We start from the raw sequence: 17,720 nt of genomic DNA, 5'->3' as shown, positions 1-17,720 counted from the left end.
CCGGCCAAGAGGCGCGCGTGGGGGAGGCCACCGAAGCACCGATCTTTGCACCCGCGTTTCAAGCCGAACTGGAAACACTGTTCCGCTGGCGTCGCGATGTCCGGCATTTTCGGCGCGACCCGCTGCCGACCGGGTTGCTCGACCGGTTGCTGGAGATCGCCAACGCCTCGCCGTCGGTCGGGCTGAGCCAGCCCTGGCGGTTCGTTACGGTCGACGACCCCGCCCGCCGCGCTGCGGTCCGCGCGGACTTCGAGGCGTGCAATGCGGCGGCGTTGACGACGCAGGAGGGTGTGAGGGTAGCCTCCTACGCACGGCTCAAGCTTGCCGGGCTCGAACGGGCGCCGTGTCATGTCGCTGTGTTCGTCGAACCCGACCCGGAGCAGGGCCACGGTCTCGGCCGCCGGACCATGCCCGAAGCCGTCGCCTATTCCGCCGTCATCGCGGTCCACACGCTGTGGCTCGCCGCTCGCGCACAGGGGATCGGCCTCGGCTGGGTCTCGATCCTCGACCCGTCGCGGATCCGTGCGATCCTCGACGTGCCGGAGACCTGGCAGCTCGTCGCATATCTCTGCATCGGCTATGCCGAGACCGACGCCGTCATCCCTGAACTCGAGCGCGAGGGTTGGGAAAACCGAAGCCCGATCAACGTCATAGCGCGCTGAACGCGACGGCTGCCTTTGAAATGAGTGTGGCGGTTGCGCAACATGCGCGCTGTCAAAGCCCGATTGTACGCAAGATTCGCTTGTGCGGCGCACCATGGGCTGTCATCGCGGTGTCACCGTTGGAAAGACCGCACTGGGGTTCGGCCCCGAAAGATGCGGCGTCCACGGATGCAGGGCGGACATCGACTTCCGGTATCGAAAGGGAAACGATGCGCTTCACCACACTTCTTCTCGGCGGCATTGCTTTGGCTGCCGTCGCTACGCCAGCATTCGCACAGGATGCGGCCACGGCGCCCCCCAAGGAGGTCACCGTCTCGGGTTCGGTCGGGCTGACCAACGACTATCGCTTTCGCGGCGTGTCACAGTCGGACGAGAACCTCGCCGTCCAGGGCGGCATCACGATCGCGCACAAGAGCGGCATCTATATCGGCACCTGGGGTTCCAACCTCGCGGGCTGGGGTACGTTCGGCGGTTCCAACATGGAGCTCGATCTGATCGCCGGCTACAAGACGCCGATCGGTGGCGGCGGCGCGATCGACGTCGGCGCGACCTGGTACATGTATCCGGGCGGCTTCGACAACACTGACTTCATCGAGCCCTATGCCAAGCTGTCGGGCACCGTCGGCCCGGTCGCGTTGCTCGCGGGCGTCGCCTATGCGCCCAAGCAGCAGGCGCTCGGGCCTTGGTATGTCAACGGCACGTCGGCTGCGAACGGGGTGTACGACCGCGTCAACGCCAAGGACGACAATCTGTACCTCTGGGGCGATATCAGCAGCGGTATCCCCAACACCGGGCTGACCGTGAAGGCGCATGTCGGCCATTCGAACGGCAACAAGGGCCTCGGGCCGTTCGCGACCAGCGTGTCGCCGACCGGCGAGTATTGGGACTGGCTGTTCGGTGCGGACTACGTGATCCCGACGACCCCGCTGACGCTGGGCGTGGCGTATGTCGACACCGACATCTCGAAGCGCGAGGCGGCGTATCTCCAGCCGAGCTTCAGCCGTGGCCAGGACGGCACCGGCTCGATTGCTGGCGGCAAGGTGCTGGTGTCGCTGACCGCGGCGTTCTGAACGCCTGAGGAGAGGGCGCGGCGAGCTTTCCGCGCCCCTCAACCTGAAAGCTTGTTTCCCCGCGAAGGCGGGGACCCAGACTGGGCTCCCGCCTTCGCGGGAGAACAAGAAAGGGAAGCTAAGGCTTCCACTGGCATCTCCTGCTCTTCGAACCACATCGTCAGACACGAAAAAGGGCGGCCCCGCGAGGAGCCGCCCTTTTTCGTCAGCCGCTAGGATTGATCAGTTCGCGGTGGTCTTCGCGTCCTGGCCGTCACCCTCTGGTGCTGCGACGATGTCGCGCGTGGTCGAACCCTTGTCGACGACCGTCGTGCCGGGATCGCCTGCGCTCGAGCGGATGCCGGGATCGTCGTTGTCGGCGCCGGCATCGTTGACGACACCGGTCTCGGCGGCACTACGCGGTGCGGCCCCACCGAACAGCGCGTCGAGCGTCTGGGCGTTGGCGGCTGTATCCTGCGGGCGGGCGGCGCCGGGCTGCGGTGGGACCAGCGCGAAGTCGGGCGGGATCACCAGTGGCGCCTGGCGCGCGACCGCGAACTCGTCCGGGCGTGCGCGATCGAGGCTTCGGCCTGCCCCGCAACCCGAGAGCAGCGCGACGCAGGTGAGGCCGGCGGCCAGGGGTACGAACTTACGCATGGGAATTCTCCACAGGGGGCTTCTCGCGCACGAGGAGCGCCCGAACAAGCAGGACGAGCACGCCGACAGTAATCGCTGCATCGGCGACATTGAAGACCAAAAACGGACGCCACTCGCCGATATGCAGGTCGCAGAAATCGACGACATAGCCGAGACGGATCCGGTCGAGGATATTCCCGATCGCCCCGCCAAGCACGAAGCCGAGCGCGACCTGGTCGGCGGGGTTCTTCTCGCGCGTCATCCACACGGCGACACCGACCGCGATCGCGCCGGTCAGCAGCACCAGCGCCCAGCGGGTGAGGTGACCGTCGGCGGGGAGCAGCCCCAGCGAGATGCCGATGTTCGGCACGAAGCGCAGGTCGAAGAACGACGTGATCGTCTGCGCATCGCCGAGCGAATCGATCCCGAGCGGCTTGGTCACCGCCCATTTGCTTATCTGGTCGGCTAGGAACAGCGCGATTGCCGCGCCGAACCCGGCTTTTGGCAGGTTACGCATCGGCCACCACCTCGTCGCATCGGTTGCAGAGCTCGCCATCGACGGTCACCTCGGGGAGGTGGCGCCAGCAGCGGCCGCATTTGTGGAAGTCGGTGCGGGTTACGGTGACCGCGTCGCCGGGCGTGACCTTGGCGACGATGAAGGCCTCGGCGAGCGCGTCCGCATCTAGCAGCATCGACGGCACAGTGATTTCGGCCTCCAGGCTGGAGCGCACGGTCTTTTCGCGGCGGAGTGGCTCGATCGCTTCGGTGACCTGAACGCGTAGCTGGCGAATCTCATGCCATTTGCTGCCGACCACGTCGTCGACGTCGAGCGACGGTAGCGTCGGCCATTCGAGGTAGTGGACCGAGCTGTCGTCGCTCGGGAACCGCGACTGCCACACTTCTTCCGCGGTGAAGCAGAGCACCGGCGCGGCGTAGCGGACCAGCGCGTGGAACAGCACGTCGAGGACGGTGCGGTACGACCGGCGCTTGATGTCGTCGGTCGCGTCGCAATAGAGCGAATCCTTGCGGATATCGAAGAAGAACGCGGACAGGTCCTCGTTCGCGAAGTCGGTCAGCAGGCGTGTGTAGCGGTTGAACTCGTACGCTTCGGCCGCCTGGCGCAGTTCGGTGTCGATCATGCCGAGGCGGTGGAGCACGTAGCGTTCCAGCTCGGGCATGTCGGACACCGCGACGCGCTCCGATTCATCGAAGTCTTCGAGTGCGCCGAGCATGTAGCGGAACGTGTTGCGCAGCTTCCGGTACGCGTCGGAGGCGGTGGCGAGCACTTCCTTGCCGATCTTCACGTCGTCGAAATAATCGGTCGAGGCGACCCACATGCGGAGGATGTCCGCGCCGGACTCGCCGATGATCTTGAGCGGATCGACGACGTTGCCGAGCGACTTCGACATCTTCCGGCCCTGGCCGTCGAGCGCGAAGCCGTGCGTCAGGACCGCGTCATAGGGTGCGCGACCGCGCGTGCCGCAGCTTTCGAGCAGCGACGACTGGAACCAGCCGCGATGCTGGTCCGAGCCTTCGAGATACAGGTTCGCGCGCGTTCCCTCGCCGTAGCGTGCTTCGACGGTGAAGACGTGCGTGCAGCCGGAGTCGAACCAGACGTCGAGGATGTCCTTCACTACCTCATAGTTGGCGAGGTCGTAGTCGGGGCCGAGCAGCGCCTGATGGCCGTCGGCATACCACGCGTCCGCGCCGTTCTCGCGGAAGGCTGCGACGATGCGCGCGTTGACGGCGGGATCGTTGAGATACTGGCCGGTGAGGCGGTTCACGAACAGCGCGATCGGGACGCCCCAGGCACGCTGGCGCGAGATGACCCAGTCGGGACGGCCCTGCACCATCGACGTGATCCGGTTTTCGGAGCGCGCGGGGATCCAGGTGGTGGCCGCGATCGCGTCGAGCGCGATTTCGCGGAGAGTGGCGCCGTTGCCAGCTTCCGACTCCCTCTCCCCTGCGGGGAGAGGGCTGGGGTGAGGGGCTGTTCCGGGCGCAGCATTGCTGGGCTGCCCCTCACCCCGACCCTCTCCCCGCAGGGAAGAGGGAGCAGACGAAGAGTCCATCGGGATGAACCATTGCGGGGTCGCGCGGAAGATCACCTTGGCCTTCGAACGCCACGAATGCGGGTAGCTGTGCTTGAAGTCGTCGCTCGCCGCGAGCAACGCGCCGGCCTCGCGCAGGTCGGTGCAGATCGGGCCGTCCGCGCTCACGAACTTCTTGTTGATGACGCTGCCCTGGCCACCGAGCCACGCCCAGTCGGCGCGGTACATGCCCGCGCCGTCGATCGCGAAGACCGGGTCGATGCCGTATTGCTTGCAGAGTTCGAAATCGTCCTCGCCGTGATCCGGCGCCATGTGGACGAGCCCGGTGCCGGCGTCGGTCGTGACGAACTCGCCGGGGAGGAACGGCCGCGGTTTCGCGAAGAACCCGCCGAGCGCGTGCATCGGGTGGCGTGCAGTGGCGTCGGCGAGGGCAGAACCCTTCCCGCGCCAAAGTATCGCAGCGCCACCCTCCCCTCCGTCACTCCGGCGGAGGCCGGGGCCCACGTCACCGAGGTCTTCCCCGTTGGTAAGTGGGTCCCGGCCTCCGCCGGGATGACGGGAGGGGAGGGTACGGGCAAAAAAGCTGTCGATCAGCGCGTCGGCGACCAAGTATCGGCGATCGCCGTCTGCCAGCAGAACATACTCGATCTCAGGCCCATAGCTCAGTGCCTGGTTCACCGGGATCGTCCACGGCGTCGTCGTCCAGATCACCGCATAGGCACCGACCAGTTCGGGCGCATTCGGCGCAGAGTCGATCTCGAACGCGACGTCGATCTGCGTGGAGACGATGTCCTCATACTCGACCTCGGCCTCGGCGAGCGCGGTCTTCTCGACCGGCGACCACATCACCGGCTTGGCGCCGCGGTACAGCTGGCCGCTTTCGGCGAACTTCAGCAGTTCGCCGACTATCGCGGCCTCGGCCTCGTACTTCATCGTCAGGTACGGATCGGCCCAGTCGCCCATCACGCCGAGCCGTTCGAACTCGGCCTTCTGCACGGCGACCCATTTCTCGGCATAGGCGCGGCATTCGGCGCGGAACTGGTCGACGGGGACGTCGTCCTTGTTGAGCTTCTTCGCGCGATACGCTTCCTCGACCTTCCACTCGATCGGCAGGCCGTGGCAGTCCCAGCCGGGGACGTACGGCGCGTCCTTGCCCATCAGCGACTGCGAGCGGACGATGATGTCCTTCAGGACCTTGTTCATCGCGTGGCCCATGTGGATGTCGCCGTTCGCGTAGGGCGGGCCGTCATGCAGGATGAACCGCTCGCGCCCGAGCCGCTGTTCGCGCAACCGGTCGTAGATGCCGAGCTTGGCCCAGCGCTCCAGGATCGCCGGCTCCTTGGCGGCGAGGCCCGCCTTCATCGGGAAGTCGGTCTTCGGCAGGAAGACGGTGTCGCGGTAATCGCGGGCGGGCGCAGGAGTATCGGTCATAAGTGGGCCGGGCTGTAGCCGGTAGCGGCTCACGTTGCCATCCCTGTCCCGCTCTTGCTCCCCTCCCTGGAAGGGAGGGGCTGGGGGTGGGTTGGTTCGGAATTGCCGTCACGTTCGCCAAGCGGCCGACCCACCCCCAACCCCTCCCTTTCAGGGAGGGGAGGAACCCAGGATTGCGCGCGCGCGATCGCAGTCGGCATCCATCTGCGTCGTGAGCGCGTCAAGACTGTCGAACTTCGCTTCCGGCCGGAGATACTCGACCAGCGAAACCTCGACGCGACGGCCGTACAGATCCTCCGAGAAGTCGAAGAAATACGGTTCCAGCAATTCCTTCGGCGGATCGAAGCTCGGGCGGATGCCGAGGTTCGCCGCGCCCTTCAGTACGCGGCCGTCCTCCAGCCGCCCGGTCACCGCATAGATCCCGTATGCCGGGCGAAGATAATTGCCCATGTCGAGATTGGCGGTCGGATAGCCGATCGTGCGGCCCAGCTTGTCGCCGTGCTGCACCACGCCCTCGATCGCGAACGGTCGCGTGAGCAGGCGCGTCGCGGTCGCCATGTCGCCGCTGCGCAAGGCATCGCGGATGCGCGTGGACGAGACGGTCTCGCCGTTCAACGCGACCGCGCCGACGGTTTCCGCGCGGAACCCGTGGACCGGGCCCCGCGAGGCGAGCGTGTGGACGGTGCCGGCCTTGCCCTTGCCGAAGGTGAAGTCCTCGCCGGTGACGACGCCGCCGATGCGGAGATTGTTCTCGAGCCGCTGGGCGATGAACTGCTCGGCGGTCAGCGCGGCGAGATCGCCGTCGAAATGGAACACCACCATCGCATCGGCGCCGGCTTCCGCGAACAGCCGCTCGCGCTGGTCGAGTGTGGTGAGGCGGAACGGCGCGGTGTCGGGGCGGAAATGCCGGACCGGATGGGGATCGAACGTCGCCACCAGCGCGGGGCGGCCCTCGGCTTTGGCCCAGGCGATCGCGCGCGCGACCACCGCCTGGTGACCGAGGTGGAATCCATCGAAATTGCCCAGCGCGACGATCCCATTCGCGAGATGCGAAGGAATGGACGCGCCGCCGTCGAGCCGCTGCATGCGGGGTCAGTAACCAGCCGCCGCGAAAGGCGATAGTCCTTCCGTGCGGTCGTCTCCCGCAACTCCTTGTTCTACCGCGAAGGTGGGAGTCCAGCCTGGGCTCCCGCCTTCGCTGAAACAACTCAGGGGCGGGTGAGGGTGACGAAGCTATAAGCGGGCCGTTGCTTTTCGCCTGGGTGGTCCTCGCGAGCGATCTCGCGCCAGCCCTCGAACGCGGGGACGACGGCGTCGCCTTCGGGTTCGTCATGGACTTCGGTCAGTTCGATCCGGTCCGCATGGGGGAGCAACTGCGCATAGATCTGTGCGCCGCCGATCACCGCGACGTCGTCACCCGCGATCGCCAGCGCTTGCTCGACCGAATGCGCGACCTCGGCGCCTTCCGCGCTCCAGTCGCCCCGCGTCAGGACAATATGCCGGCGGCCGGGAAGGGGGCTCGGGAAACTCTCGAAGGTTTTGCGCCCCATCACCATCGGCTTGCCCATCGTCAGCGCCTTGAAGCGCTTCAGGTCCGCGGGGATGCGCCAGGGGAGCTGGCCATCGCGGCCGATGACGCCGTTGGTGGCGCGGGCGAGGTAGAAGGTGATCATGTTCCGGTCATGCCGGAATGAGGGAAGGGGGGCTACACTTCCGTTTAAGTCGGCATACTCTACCTAACGAACAACCACCCCGGCGGAGGCCGGGGCCCAATTGGGAAACGCTGCTGATGGACGCCGCGCCCTGTTACTCCGACCTTTCCAATTGGGCCCCGGCCTTCGCCGGGGTGGTAGATAAGCGGTGTGGCTCACCCCGGCGCATGCTGCTTCACATACGCCTCGGGATCCTTCTCGACGACCGTCACCCCGTTCAGGTGATTCGCCTCGAACGCCGCGAACCGCACGCCCAGTTCATGCCGCTCTTCCAGCGTCGCATGCTTGCGGAAATCGGTCAGACCCTGGCGTTCTTCCTCGGCCAGGTGATCGCTGTTCGCCTTGTTGCATTCGCCGACTGCCTCGAACCACGCGTCCGAGCCGACCGGGTGCTTGTCGACCGCCTCGCCCGTCTCGCGAATGTCGTTGTGATCCTCGATCGCGTCCTCGGTCTCTTCGGCGGCCGAGTCGGCGTCGTTGCCGCCGGTGCCGATCTTCATCAACCGCGGATAGAAGAAGCGCTCCTCCGCCTCGGCATGCGCGTCGAGCAGGTTCTTGAGGCGGGTCCAAAGCGCCGACAGCGCCTCGGTGTCCTTGGCGTCGATCGAATCGATCTGCGCGAACAATGCGCGCTGCTGCGCGTGTTCGTCAAGAATGAGCTGTGTGATATCCATGCGCATCTGAACCGCACAGCGCACGGGCGGTTCCTATTGCGATTCGCTATCGTGTCAGACCGCGACAGGCGCCTTGATATGCGCCTGCGCGACGTAATCGTGCAGGACGAAATCCTCATACTCGTACGCGTCGATCGAGTCCGGCTTCCGCAAAATCTCAAGCCGCGGCAACGGCCCCGGCGAGCGCGTCAGTTGCAGTCGAGCCTGGTCGAGATGGTTCGAATATAGGTGGCAATCGCCGCCGGTCCAGATGAACTCGCCGACCTCGAGCCCGCATTGCTGCGCCAGGATGTGCGTGAGGAGCGCGTAGCTGGCGATGTTGAACGGCACGCCGAGGAAGATGTCGCCCGAGCGCTGGTAGAGCTGGAGCGAGAGCTTGCCGTTGGCGACGTGCGTCTGGAACAGGCAATGGCACGGCGCGAGCGCCATCGCATGGAGGTCGCCCGGATTCCACGCGCTGACGATCTGGCGGCGCGAGGCGGGGTTGGTTTTGATCTGCGTTATGAGTTCGGCGATCTGGTCGATGTGGCGACCGTCCGCGGCGACCCAGTCGCGCCATTGCTTGCCGTAGACCGGGCCGAGATCGCCATTCTCGTCCGCCCATTCGTCCCAGATCGCGACTTTCCGGTCCTGTAGCCAGCGCACGTTGGTGTCGCCGCGCAGGAACCACAGTAGCTCGACGATGATCGAGCGGAGGTGGAGCTTCTTGGTGGTGAGCACAGGGAAGCCCTGCGCGAGATCGAACCGCATCTGCGCGCCGAACACGCTGAGCGTGCCGGTGCCGGTGCGGTCCATCGTCTCGACGCCGGTCGAGAGCACGCGGTCCATGAGATCTAGATATTGGCGCATCGGGTTTGCGTAGCGGTGCCGGGGCGGGGGCTCAAGCGGATGTAGTTGCGCGTGCGGTCGCCGGTGACGTGGGGCAGGCAGGTATGTGCCGCCGTCGCCCGTGCCTTCCCCTCGTATTGCCGACCTCGATGCGGCGCGCGCGCTGTTCGCTGGGCTACGTAATGCCACGGTCGAGACGGTCGCGGTGGCGTATCTTGATCCGAATCGGAGGCTTCTCGGGATGCGGCACGTCGTCGGGGGGCGGGATCAGGTGGTGATCTCGATCCGGACGGTCGCGGTGGATGCACTGGCGTTCGGTGCTCACGGGGTGATCATCGCGCACAACCATCCGAGCGGGGATGCGACGCCGAGCGAGCGGGACGTGGCGTTCACGCGGGCACTGGCGGCTGGGTTGCGGACGTTGGAGGTGGTGTTGCTCGATCACTTGGTGATCGCGGGGGACGAGGTGACGAGTTTGCGAGCGATGGGGATCGTCTGACTTGTCGCATCGATCCCGACCGAACCCGCGGCTGGCATCAGCGAGATGGGGCGTCTCCCACATGACGACACAAAAGCTTGTTTCCCCGCGAAGGCGGGGAGCCAGACTGGGCTCCCCGCCTTCGCGGGAGAACAAGGATGCGTGCGCTGTCGTCGGACTGCAGGCGACCGGTTCACAAGTCCCCACGCGAAGGTGGTGGTGTGAGGAGCGCCTTCCCCAAACACACCACCCCGGCGAAGGCCGGGGCCCAATTGGGGGACGTCGCCAACGACGCGCAGTTCGCGGTTACTGCGACCTTTCCAATTGGGCCCCGGCCTCCGCCGGGGTGGTGCATCTGGATCGGTAAGGATTAGAAACCCAACTTTACCCCAGCCGACACCCCCGGATCGCTTCCGGCGCCGGCCGCGGCCCGGTCGCGCGGAACGTCGCGATGTAGCCCCCGGCGGAGGGCATGTCGTCGGTATCCACCTGCGTATACCCCACCGCCGCGAACTCGCACTTCAACAGCGCGGGGGGCGTGCCATGATTCTGCGTCGGGCGGTTCGCATCGACCACCACCACCAGCCCGTCGGGCTTCAGCGACGGCCGCAGCCGCCACAGGAACTCGTAGGGCTGCTCGATCTCGTGATACATGTGCACCATCAACACCCGGTCGAAGCTCGCCTCGGGTAGCTTCGGATCGTTCGCCTCGCCCAGCTTTACGCTGACGTTCGCCAGATCCTCGCGCGCGACGCGTTCCGCGAGCTGGTCGCGCACCGCCGGGATGATGTCCTCGGCGAGCACGCGCCCGTCCTTGCCGACGCGCGCCGCGAGGCGGATCGTGTAGTATCCCTCACCCGCGCCGATATCCGCGACCGTCATGCCCTTGCGGATCTCGCCCTTGTTCATGACCTCGCCGGCCTCGTTGAGCCGATCGCGCGCTTCCTCGTTGGACCAGCGCGTCGAGACTATCGACGCGACCGGACGGTCGGCGGCGGGGAACACCGGCTCCTTGGGCTCGCGCTTGATCAGCGGCTTGCTGCCGTCACACGCGCATAGCGCAAGCATCGGCAGGACCATCAGGGCAAGGGCACCCCGCAAGCTCAATCGACGTCCTCCACCTCGACGGCCTCGCCGGTCACGCGCTGCGACAGCGCCGCGGCCATGAACATCTCGAGGTCGCCGTCGAGCACGTCCGACGGGCTGGTCGACACCACGCCGGTGCGCAGGTCCTTCACCATCTGGTACGGCTGAAGCACGTAGCTGCGAATCTGATGACCCCAGCCGATGTCGGTCTTGCCGGCATTCTCGGCATTCGCCGCAGTCTCGCGGATCGCCAGTTCGCGCTCGTACAGACGCGCGCGGAGCTGGTTGTAGGCCTCGGCCTTGTTCTTGTGCTGCGAGCGCTGGTTCTGACACTGCACGACGATGCCGGTCGGGATGTGCGTGATGCGCACCGCCGAGTCGGTCGTGTTGATGTGCTGGCCGCCGGCGCCCGACGCACGGTACGTGTCGATGCGCAGGTCGCTCTCGTTATATTCGACCTCGATATTGTCGTCGACGACCGGGTACACCCAGACGCTGGCAAACGAGGTGTGCCGCCGCGCCGCCGAATCGTACGGACTGATCCGGACCAGCCGGTGCACGCCGCTTTCGGTCTTGGCATAGCCGTACGCGTTCTCGCCCTTGAGCAGCAGCGTGGCGGACTTGATCCCGGCCTGCTCGCCCGAATGCTGGTCGACCAGTTCGACCTTCAGCCCGTGGCGCTCGCCCCAGCGCGAATACATCCGGCTGAGCATGCCGGCCCAGTCCTGGCTCTCGGTCCCGCCGGCGCCGGCATTGACCTCGATATAGGTGTCGTTCGCGTCGGCCTCGCCCGCCAGCAGCGCCTTGATCTTGTCCTTGTCGGCACGCGCGGCGAGCTCGGCGAGCGACGCAACGCCGTCCGCCTCCATCTCGGTGTCGCCCTCGGCCTCGGCCATCTCGATCAACTCGGCGGTGTCGCTAAGCTCGCTCTGGATCGCGCGCGTCGCGCTGATCGCCTCGTCGAGACGACGACGCTCGCGCATCACCTCCTGCGCGGCCTTGGGATCGGACCAGAGCGCCTGATCCTCGACGCGCGCATTCAGCTCGTCGAGACGACGCAGCGCGCGGTCCCAGTCGAGGAAGCGGCGCAGCAGCGCCAGCGCGTCGTTGATGGTGTCTACGTGAGCCTGCGCTTCGGCGCGCATGATATTCTCCAAAAATTCCGTCTTCCCAGCGGAGGCCGGGATCGCCGTCCCAAGCGAGCGGGGCGGGTCTCCGGCGGGCGCCGGGATGACGTCTATATAAGCGCGCTAGTAGATTCCGCCTTGTCTTTGCAAGAAATCGCTGTCGCGCGGGGCTTCGGCCTTCTTCACCGCGGTCGTCGTCGTGGCAGCAGTGGGAGCGGCATCCGAGCGTCGCGCCGCACGCCGCGGTTCGCTCTCGGGCTTGAACGCTTCCCAGATGACCGCAGGCTTCGGATCGCTCGTATCGGGCCACGTGCCATAGACCGGCCGGCCGCTACCGCGATCGATCCGGACCATGCGGATGCCTGCGGGCGCACGGAACGGCAGCTTGGGCAGGTCCTCATACGCCTTGACCGCAAACTGCTTGAAGATCGGCGCGGCGAGCGTGCCGCCCTGCGCCGCGCCACCGAGATTCTTTGGCGTGTCGAACCCGATATACAGTCCGCCGACGAACTGCGGCGTCCCCCCGACGAACCACACGTCGGTCGGGCCGTTGTTGGTGCCGGTCTTGCCGAACATCGGCCGGTCGAGATCACGCAGGGTCACCGCGGTACCGCGCTGGACGACGCCTTCGGTGATGTGGACCATCTGGTAGGCGGTCATCGCGTCGAGCACCTGGCGCTGGCGCGTGATCGGCCGTGGCATCGGCTTGCCGTCCCAGTCGGGCGCGTTGCAGCGATCGCAGGGCCGCCAGTTCTCGGGCCAGATAACCTTGCCGTGACGATCCTGGACGAAGTCGATCAGCGACGGCGGGCCGCCCTTGCCGTTGTTGGCGAGGATCGAATACGCATTGACCATCCGTCCGACGGTCGTTTCGCCGGCGCCGAGCGCGTAGGAGAGATACGGCGCATAATCGCCGACGCCCATCTTCTTGATCGTCGCGACGACCTTGGGCATGCCGGTCTGCGCGGCGGCGCGCACCGTCATCAGGTTGCGCGACTGCTCGATACCCCAGCGCATCGTGTGCGGGCCGGACCCGCGCGAATTGCCGAAGTTGCGGAAGCATTTCTGCCCGAGCCGCGCGCCCTGATAGACGCAGAACGGCCCGTCGACGATGATCGAGGCTGGCGTCATGCCGTTGTCGAGCGCGGCGGAATAGACGATCGGCTTGATCGTCGAGCCCGGCTGCCGCATCGCCTGCGTGGCGCGGTTGAACGCCTGCAACCGGTCGTCGAAGCCGCCCTGCATCGCCAGCACGCGGCCCGACGCCGGCTCCTCGACGACGAACGCGCCTGACACCTTGGGGATCGCCCGCAGCGCGAACGAACCACCGTCCGGCGCCACCGCGATGATGTCGCCGACCTCGATCGCGCCGAACGCGTTGCCGCCCTTGCCGCGCACCGGCATCTGCGCCGCATAGCGCGGCAGCGTGCCGGTCTTGCCGGTGCGGAAGCCTAGGCTCCAGGCGTTGCCGTCCTTGCCCGTCACGATCGCCGCGACCCAATCGCGGTAATCGAGCGCGATGTTGCTGTTGAGCAGAGGCTGGAGCCAGTTGTCGTCCTCGATCTCGACATGACGGATCGGCCCGTTCCAGCCGCGTCCGCTGTCGAACCGCACCAGACCATCGCGCAAGGCTTGCTGCGCCAAATCCTGCAACTTCGCGTCGAACGAGGTGCGCACCCACAGGCCGCCCGAATAGACGCTGTAGGGGCCATCCTTCGCATTCTCGCCGAACTTCGCCATCAGCTGGCGACGGACTTCCTCGACGAAATACCCGCCGACGCTCTCGAATTTCGGCGTGCGGCGCATCACCGCACCGAGCGGTTCGGCATTGGCCTGGTCATGCTGCGCACGCGTGATAAAGCCGTTGTCGAGCATCCGGTTCAGCACATAGTTGCGCCGAATCATCGCGCGCTCGGTGTTGCGCACCGGATCGTAGTTCGACGGACCCTTGGGCAGGATCGCGAGGTACGCCATCTGCGCGAGATCGAGCTGGTCGAGTTCCTTGTCGAAATACGCGTGTGACGCCGCCTCGACGCCGAACGCGTTACGCCCGAGCGCGATCTGGTTGAGGTACAGCTCGAGGATCTGCTCCTTGGTCAGCGTATCCTCGATCTTGTACGCCAGTACCGCCTCGCGCAGTTTGCGCGATGGCGAATAGGCGTTGCCGATCAACAGGTTCTTCGCAACCTGCTGCGTGATCGTCGAGCCGCCCTTGGCGCGCTTGCCGGTGCCGAGCTTGGTCGCATAATCGTACACCGCGCCGGCGAGGCCGGGATAATCGACGCCGTGATGCTCGAAGAACGACTTGTCCTCGGCGGCGAGGAACGCCTTCACGAGCAGCGGCGGATATTCGGCGTAGCTCAGCTCGACGCGGCGCTCGCGCGCGTAGGAATGGATCGGCGCGCCATCGATGCCGCGGACGTTGGTCGGCAGCGGCGGCTCGTACGTGCGCAACGTGTCGACCGAGGGCAGGTCGCGCATGACCGCGAACCAGAACGCAAAGACCGCGACGACGCCGAGCACCACCAGCACCAACGCCGCCTTGGTCCACCGACTCGCCAACGCACGCGCGACCCTGCCGCGCAGCCGGTCGGAAGTGCGGCCTGTCGCCGTCGTCGAGGTGGGGGAGGGATCGGACGCCATGATTACTGCCGCAGCGTCTAGCAGGTTCGCGGGCGCTTGCCAGCCTTCGGTGGGATAGGGCGGGGTGGGCTGTCGCAACGCGTTCGGCAGCGATCAACTCGTCTGATGCCCGGCCCGTCCGGATATGCGCACCACCCCGGCGGAGGCCGGGGCCCAATTGGAGAGGTGGCAGTAACGGAGCGCAACGGCCTTCACCACCGTTTCCCAATTGGACCCCGGCCTTCGCCGGGGCGGTGCTGTTGGCGGGTAGGTAAGCCATCGACGTCCGTGAGCTCGAACGATCCTCCCCCGCCAGGGGGGGGGGCACCGAAGGTGACGGAGGGGGAGGACACGGAGCAGAGGTTCTCCCTTACCTCCCCCTCCGTCAGTCAAGTGTCTGACACCTCCCCCTGGCGGGGAGGATTAAAACTTACGATCATCGGTTTGAACCCGCACCTTCCCAGGCCCCCCCAAGCAAAACCTGTCACCAACCCCGCTACTGTGGCAGCAGGCGCGCATGACCCCGCCGCCGCTCCCGATCCTAGCCGTACTCCCCGAGCTCCTCGCCACCCTCCGCGACCGGACCTCCGCGGTCCTCGTCGCCCCCCCAGGCGCCGGCAAAACCACCGCAGTAGCGCCGGCCCTCCTCACCGAACCCTGGTGCACCGGCGAGATCCTGCTCCTCTCCCCCCGTCGCCTCGCCGCCCGCGCCGCCGCCGAACGCATGGCCTCGACAGCCGGCGAGCCCGTCGGCCAGACCTTCGGCTACGCCACCCGGATGGACAGCAAGCGCTCCGCCGCGACCCGCGTCACGGTCATCACCGAAGGCATCTTCGTCGCGCGCATCCAGGCCGATCCCGAACTCGTCGGCGTCTCCGCGGTCCTGTTCGACGAAGTCCACGAGCGCAGCCTCGACGGCGATTTCGGCCTCGCGCTAGCGCTCGACGTGCAAGCCGGCTTCCGCCCAGACCTGCGCATCGTCGCGATGTCTGCGACGCTCGACGGTGCGCGGTTCGCGGCATTAATGGACGGCGCGCCCGTGATCGAAAGCGAAGGTCGCAGCTACCCACTCACCCTCCGCCACGTCGGTCGCCAAGCCGAACTCCGCATCGAGGACTCGGTCGCCGCCGCGATCCGCCGCGCGCTCGGCGAAGCGGAGGGCGGCGTGCTCGCGTTCCTACCCGGCGTCGCGGAGATCGAACGGACCGCCGACCGCCTCGCCAACCTCCCCGACGACATCGTCCTCCACGAACTCCACGGCAGCCTCGACCCCGCAGTTCAGCGCGCTGCGATCCTCCCCGAACCTGACGGGCGACGGAAAGTAGTCCTCGCCACCAGCATCGCCGAGACAAGCCTGACGCTCGACGGCATACGCATCGTCGTCGACTCCGGGCTCGCGAGACGCCCCCGCTACGACCGGGCCGCCGGCATGACGCGGCTGGTCACCGAACGTGCGAGCCAGGCCGCGGTAACCCAACGCGCCGGCCGCGCCGCCCGTCTCGGGCCGGGGATAGCGTATCGCTTGTGGGAGGAAGCTGCGACCGCCGGTCTTCCGCGCTACGACCCGCCCGAAATCCTGGAGGCAGACCTGTCGGCGCTCGTGTTGGCCTGCGCACTATGGGGCGTTGGCGATCCCCGAGACCTGCGCTGGATCGACCCACCCCCCGCCGCCGCTATTGACGAGGCAATGGCGCGGCTGACGACGCTGGAGGCGATCGAAGAGGGCCGCCCGACGTCGCACGGCCGCGCGATCGCGAAACTCCCGATGCCGCCGAGACTAGCGCACATGCTCCTTCGAGCGGGGGAGCGGGGGTTGGCAAATGTAGCGGCGCAAATCGCGGTGCTGCTAGGCGAACGCGGCATTGGCGGACAGGACGTCGATCTGGAAACCCGCCTCCGCCGCTGGAAAACCGAACGCGGTCCGAAGGCTAATGCGGCACGCGCCATGGCCGATAGGTGGGCGAAACTTGCCCCCCCTCCCGCAAGCGGGAGGGGGCTTGGGGGTGGGCGCCCGGCCTCAACGTCAAATAACGCGGATGGCGCGAGCCCACCCCCCAACCCCCTCCCGCTTGCGGGAGGGGGGGCAGAGGTTTGCGTCGCACTGGGCTTCCCCGACCGCGTCGCGCGCCGCCGAGACGCGTCCGGCGAAACCTGGGCCTCGGTCGGCGGACGCGGGTTCAAGCTCGACCCGACCTCGCCGCTCGCCCGCTCCGAATGGCTCGCCGTCGCCGACACGCAAGGCTCGGCCGCCGGCGCGCGCATTCTCTCCGCGGTAGCGATCGACCAGGCCACCGTCGAAACTCTCTTCGCCGACCGCATCGAATCCCGCCGCACCGTGACGTTCGACCCCACGACCGGCGGCATCCAGGCGCTCCGCGAACGCCGCCTCGGCGCGATCCGCATGTCGAGCGGCCCCGACAGCGGCGCCGACCCAGACGCGATCCTTTCCGCGCTCATCGATGGCGTCCGCGAGCACGGCCTCGCGCTGCTACCCTGGAGCGACGGCGCCCAAGCGCTGCGCGACCGCGCTGCCTATGCAGGCGTTCAACTCGACGACGCGATCCTGCTCGACCGCGCCGACGAATGGCTCGCTCCGCTCCTGGCCGGCAAACGCCGACTCGACGCGATCGCCCCCGGCGCGCTCGCCGAGGCGCTACGCAACCTGCTCGGCTGGGACGCAATGCAGACGATCAACCGGCTCGCCCCGCCCGATTTCACCAGCCCCGCCGGCAGCACGCACGCGATCGACTACGCAGCAGAAGGCGGCCCGCGCGTCGAACTCCGCGTCCAGGCCCTGTTCGGGCTCGCGGTCCACCCGGTGATCGGCGAGCGCCGCGTACCGCTAGTGCTGAGCCTCACATCCCCCGCCGGCCGCCCGATCCAGACGACGCGCGACCTGCCCGGATTCTGGGCGGGCAGCTGGACCGCGGTGGCGAAGGAAATGCGCGGGCACTACCCCAAGCATCCCTGGCCCGACGACCCCGCCGCGGCGTCGGCGACGCTGCGCACGAAAAAGGCGGATGCAAGGGCCGCCGGTTCGCGATAAGGGAGCATCCATGCCAACCGCCCGTATCTTCCAGCGCCCCAAGAACGCCATGCAGTCCGGCAAGCACCGGACCGACGCCTGGCAGCTCGAATTCGAACCCTCGGAGGCCAAGCGCCCCGACCCGCTCACCGGCTGGGCCGGCAGCGGCGACACCCGCGACCAGCTCCGTCTGCTGTTCCCGACCGCCGAAGCGGCGATCGCGCACTGCGAGCGCGAGGGCTTCGGGTATACGGTCGTGCCGGCGCCGCAGAAGACGTTGAAGCTGCAGAGCTACGCGGATAATTTCAAGTAAGCCCGCGGGAGCGGCGCTAGGCCCTC

Annotated in this window: 15 protein-coding genes; 5 read left to right on the top strand and 10 right to left on the bottom strand. The window is 67.1% G+C overall.

Annotated elements, in window-relative coordinates; genetic code table 11:
- The first annotated feature begins 17 nt into the window (after positions 1–17).
- Together bluB and C8J42_RS16720 are read left to right on the top strand one after the other, a co-directional pair.
- A complete protein-coding gene (gene bluB / locus C8J42_RS16725) occupies positions 18–662 on the top strand; it encodes a 5,6-dimethylbenzimidazole synthase (RefSeq protein WP_133020969.1) in 645 nt (214 codons plus the stop codon).
- Between the two features lie 209 nt (positions 663–871).
- Positions 872–1,732, top strand: coding sequence for a TorF family putative porin (locus C8J42_RS16720; protein WP_133020968.1), 861 nt, complete (start codon positions 872–874; stop codon positions 1,730–1,732).
- A gap of 222 nt (positions 1,733–1,954) precedes the next feature.
- Here the strand turns inward: C8J42_RS16720 and C8J42_RS16715 are convergent, their stop codons facing one another.
- The 7 genes from C8J42_RS16715 to C8J42_RS16685 all read right to left on the bottom strand — a co-directional run bounded on the left by C8J42_RS16715 (position 1,955) and on the right by C8J42_RS16685 (position 9,064).
- Positions 1,955–2,368 (bottom strand): DUF3035 domain-containing protein, encoded by a 414-nt coding sequence (locus C8J42_RS16715; protein ID WP_133020967.1) that lies wholly within the window; start codon positions 2,366–2,368, stop codon positions 1,955–1,957.
- Positions 2,361–2,864, bottom strand: a complete 504-nt coding sequence (gene lspA / locus C8J42_RS16710) for a signal peptidase II (RefSeq protein WP_133020966.1) — start codon at positions 2,862–2,864, stop codon at positions 2,361–2,363. The genes C8J42_RS16715 and lspA overlap by 8 nt, the downstream gene beginning before the upstream one ends.
- Positions 2,857–5,829, bottom strand: a complete 2,973-nt coding sequence (locus C8J42_RS16705) for an isoleucine--tRNA ligase (RefSeq protein WP_133020965.1) — start codon at positions 5,827–5,829, stop codon at positions 2,857–2,859. Before C8J42_RS16705 ends, lspA begins: the two co-directional genes overlap by 8 nt.
- A 150-nt stretch (positions 5,830–5,979) precedes the next feature.
- Entirely contained in the window at positions 5,980–6,915 is a 936-nt protein-coding gene (locus tag C8J42_RS16700; protein WP_133020964.1) for a bifunctional riboflavin kinase/FAD synthetase, read from the bottom strand.
- Between the two features lie 122 nt (positions 6,916–7,037).
- Positions 7,038–7,502: a dihydrofolate reductase gene (locus tag C8J42_RS16695; protein WP_120301352.1), complete on the bottom strand. Its 465-nt coding sequence runs from the start codon at positions 7,500–7,502 to the stop codon at positions 7,038–7,040.
- 194 nt (positions 7,503–7,696) lie between these two features.
- A complete protein-coding gene (locus C8J42_RS16690; RefSeq protein WP_133020963.1) occupies positions 7,697–8,215 on the bottom strand; it encodes a hemerythrin domain-containing protein in 519 nt (172 codons plus the stop codon).
- A 54-nt stretch (positions 8,216–8,269) separates the two neighbouring features.
- Positions 8,270–9,064, bottom strand: coding sequence for a thymidylate synthase (locus tag C8J42_RS16685; protein ID WP_133020962.1), 795 nt, complete (start codon positions 9,062–9,064; stop codon positions 8,270–8,272).
- Between the two features lie 100 nt (positions 9,065–9,164).
- Here C8J42_RS16685 and C8J42_RS16680 point away from each other — a divergent pair, with 100 nt between their 5' ends.
- Complete coding sequence (locus C8J42_RS16680; RefSeq protein WP_243644537.1) at positions 9,165–9,542, top strand: JAB domain-containing protein; 378 nt, start codon at positions 9,165–9,167, stop codon at positions 9,540–9,542.
- Between the two features lie 363 nt (positions 9,543–9,905).
- On the opposite strand, the gene C8J42_RS16675 is transcribed toward C8J42_RS16680, so the two are convergent.
- The 3 genes from C8J42_RS16675 to C8J42_RS16665 all read right to left on the bottom strand — a co-directional run bounded on the left by C8J42_RS16675 (position 9,906) and on the right by C8J42_RS16665 (position 14,377).
- Positions 9,906–10,601 (bottom strand): class I SAM-dependent methyltransferase, encoded by a 696-nt coding sequence (locus C8J42_RS16675; RefSeq protein WP_133020987.1) that lies wholly within the window; start codon positions 10,599–10,601, stop codon positions 9,906–9,908.
- A gap of 23 nt (positions 10,602–10,624) precedes the next feature.
- Positions 10,625–11,752 carry a peptide chain release factor 2 gene (gene prfB, locus C8J42_RS16670; RefSeq protein WP_056051599.1) on the bottom strand — a complete coding sequence of 376 codons (1,128 nt, stop codon included), beginning with the start codon at positions 11,750–11,752 and terminating at the stop codon, positions 10,625–10,627.
- Positions 11,753–11,857: 105 nt separating this feature from the next.
- Positions 11,858–14,377 carry a transglycosylase domain-containing protein gene (locus C8J42_RS16665; RefSeq protein ID WP_133020960.1) on the bottom strand — a complete coding sequence of 840 codons (2,520 nt, stop codon included), beginning with the start codon at positions 14,375–14,377 and terminating at the stop codon, positions 11,858–11,860.
- 496 nt (positions 14,378–14,873) lie between these two features.
- Between C8J42_RS16665 and hrpB the strand changes: the two genes are divergently transcribed.
- Positions 14,874–17,402 (top strand): ATP-dependent helicase HrpB, encoded by a 2,529-nt coding sequence (hrpB, locus tag C8J42_RS16660; RefSeq protein WP_133020959.1) that lies wholly within the window; start codon positions 14,874–14,876, stop codon positions 17,400–17,402.
- Between the two features lie 10 nt (positions 17,403–17,412).
- Positions 17,413–17,694, top strand: coding sequence for an ETC complex I subunit (locus tag C8J42_RS16655; RefSeq protein WP_055881180.1), 282 nt, complete (start codon positions 17,413–17,415; stop codon positions 17,692–17,694).
- Positions 17,695–17,720 lie beyond the last annotated feature (26 nt).

The sequence above is a fragment of the Sphingomonas sp. PP-CE-1A-559 genome (assembly GCF_004340965.1).
In the GTDB taxonomy this organism is placed as follows: domain Bacteria; phylum Pseudomonadota; class Alphaproteobacteria; order Sphingomonadales; family Sphingomonadaceae; genus Sphingomonas.
The sequence above is the reverse complement of the archived record's forward strand: the minus strand, read 5'-3'. Positions and strand labels throughout refer to the sequence as shown.

Excerpts from the sequence above, each read along its gene's own strand:
- lspA (WP_133020966.1), bottom strand. The coding sequence starts at position 2,864 with ATGCGTAACCTGCCAAAAGCCGGGTTCGGCGCGGCAATCGCGCTGTTC.
- prfB (WP_056051599.1), bottom strand. The coding sequence starts at position 11,752 with ATGCGCGCCGAAGCGCAGGCTCACGTAGACACCATCAACGACGCGCTG.
- C8J42_RS16685 (WP_133020962.1), bottom strand. The coding sequence starts at position 9,064 with ATGCGCCAATATCTAGATCTCATGGACCGCGTGCTCTCGACCGGCGTC.
- C8J42_RS16675 (WP_133020987.1), bottom strand. The coding sequence starts at position 10,601 with ATGGTCCTGCCGATGCTTGCGCTATGCGCGTGTGACGGCAGCAAGCCG.
- C8J42_RS16720 (WP_133020968.1), top strand. The coding sequence starts at position 872 with ATGCGCTTCACCACACTTCTTCTCGGCGGCATTGCTTTGGCTGCCGTC.
- C8J42_RS16690 (WP_133020963.1), bottom strand. The coding sequence starts at position 8,215 with ATGGATATCACACAGCTCATTCTTGACGAACACGCGCAGCAGCGCGCA.
- C8J42_RS16695 (WP_120301352.1), bottom strand. The coding sequence starts at position 7,502 with ATGATCACCTTCTACCTCGCCCGCGCCACCAACGGCGTCATCGGCCGC.
- C8J42_RS16705 (WP_133020965.1), bottom strand. The coding sequence starts at position 5,829 with ATGACCGATACTCCTGCGCCCGCCCGCGATTACCGCGACACCGTCTTC.
- hrpB (WP_133020959.1), top strand. The coding sequence starts at position 14,874 with ATGACCCCGCCGCCGCTCCCGATCCTAGCCGTACTCCCCGAGCTCCTC.
- C8J42_RS16700 (WP_133020964.1), bottom strand. The coding sequence starts at position 6,915 with ATGCAGCGGCTCGACGGCGGCGCGTCCATTCCTTCGCATCTCGCGAAT.
- C8J42_RS16715 (WP_133020967.1), bottom strand. The coding sequence starts at position 2,368 with ATGCGTAAGTTCGTACCCCTGGCCGCCGGCCTCACCTGCGTCGCGCTG.
- C8J42_RS16655 (WP_055881180.1), top strand. The coding sequence starts at position 17,413 with ATGCCAACCGCCCGTATCTTCCAGCGCCCCAAGAACGCCATGCAGTCC.
- C8J42_RS16665 (WP_133020960.1), bottom strand. The coding sequence starts at position 14,377 with ATGGCGTCCGATCCCTCCCCCACCTCGACGACGGCGACAGGCCGCACT.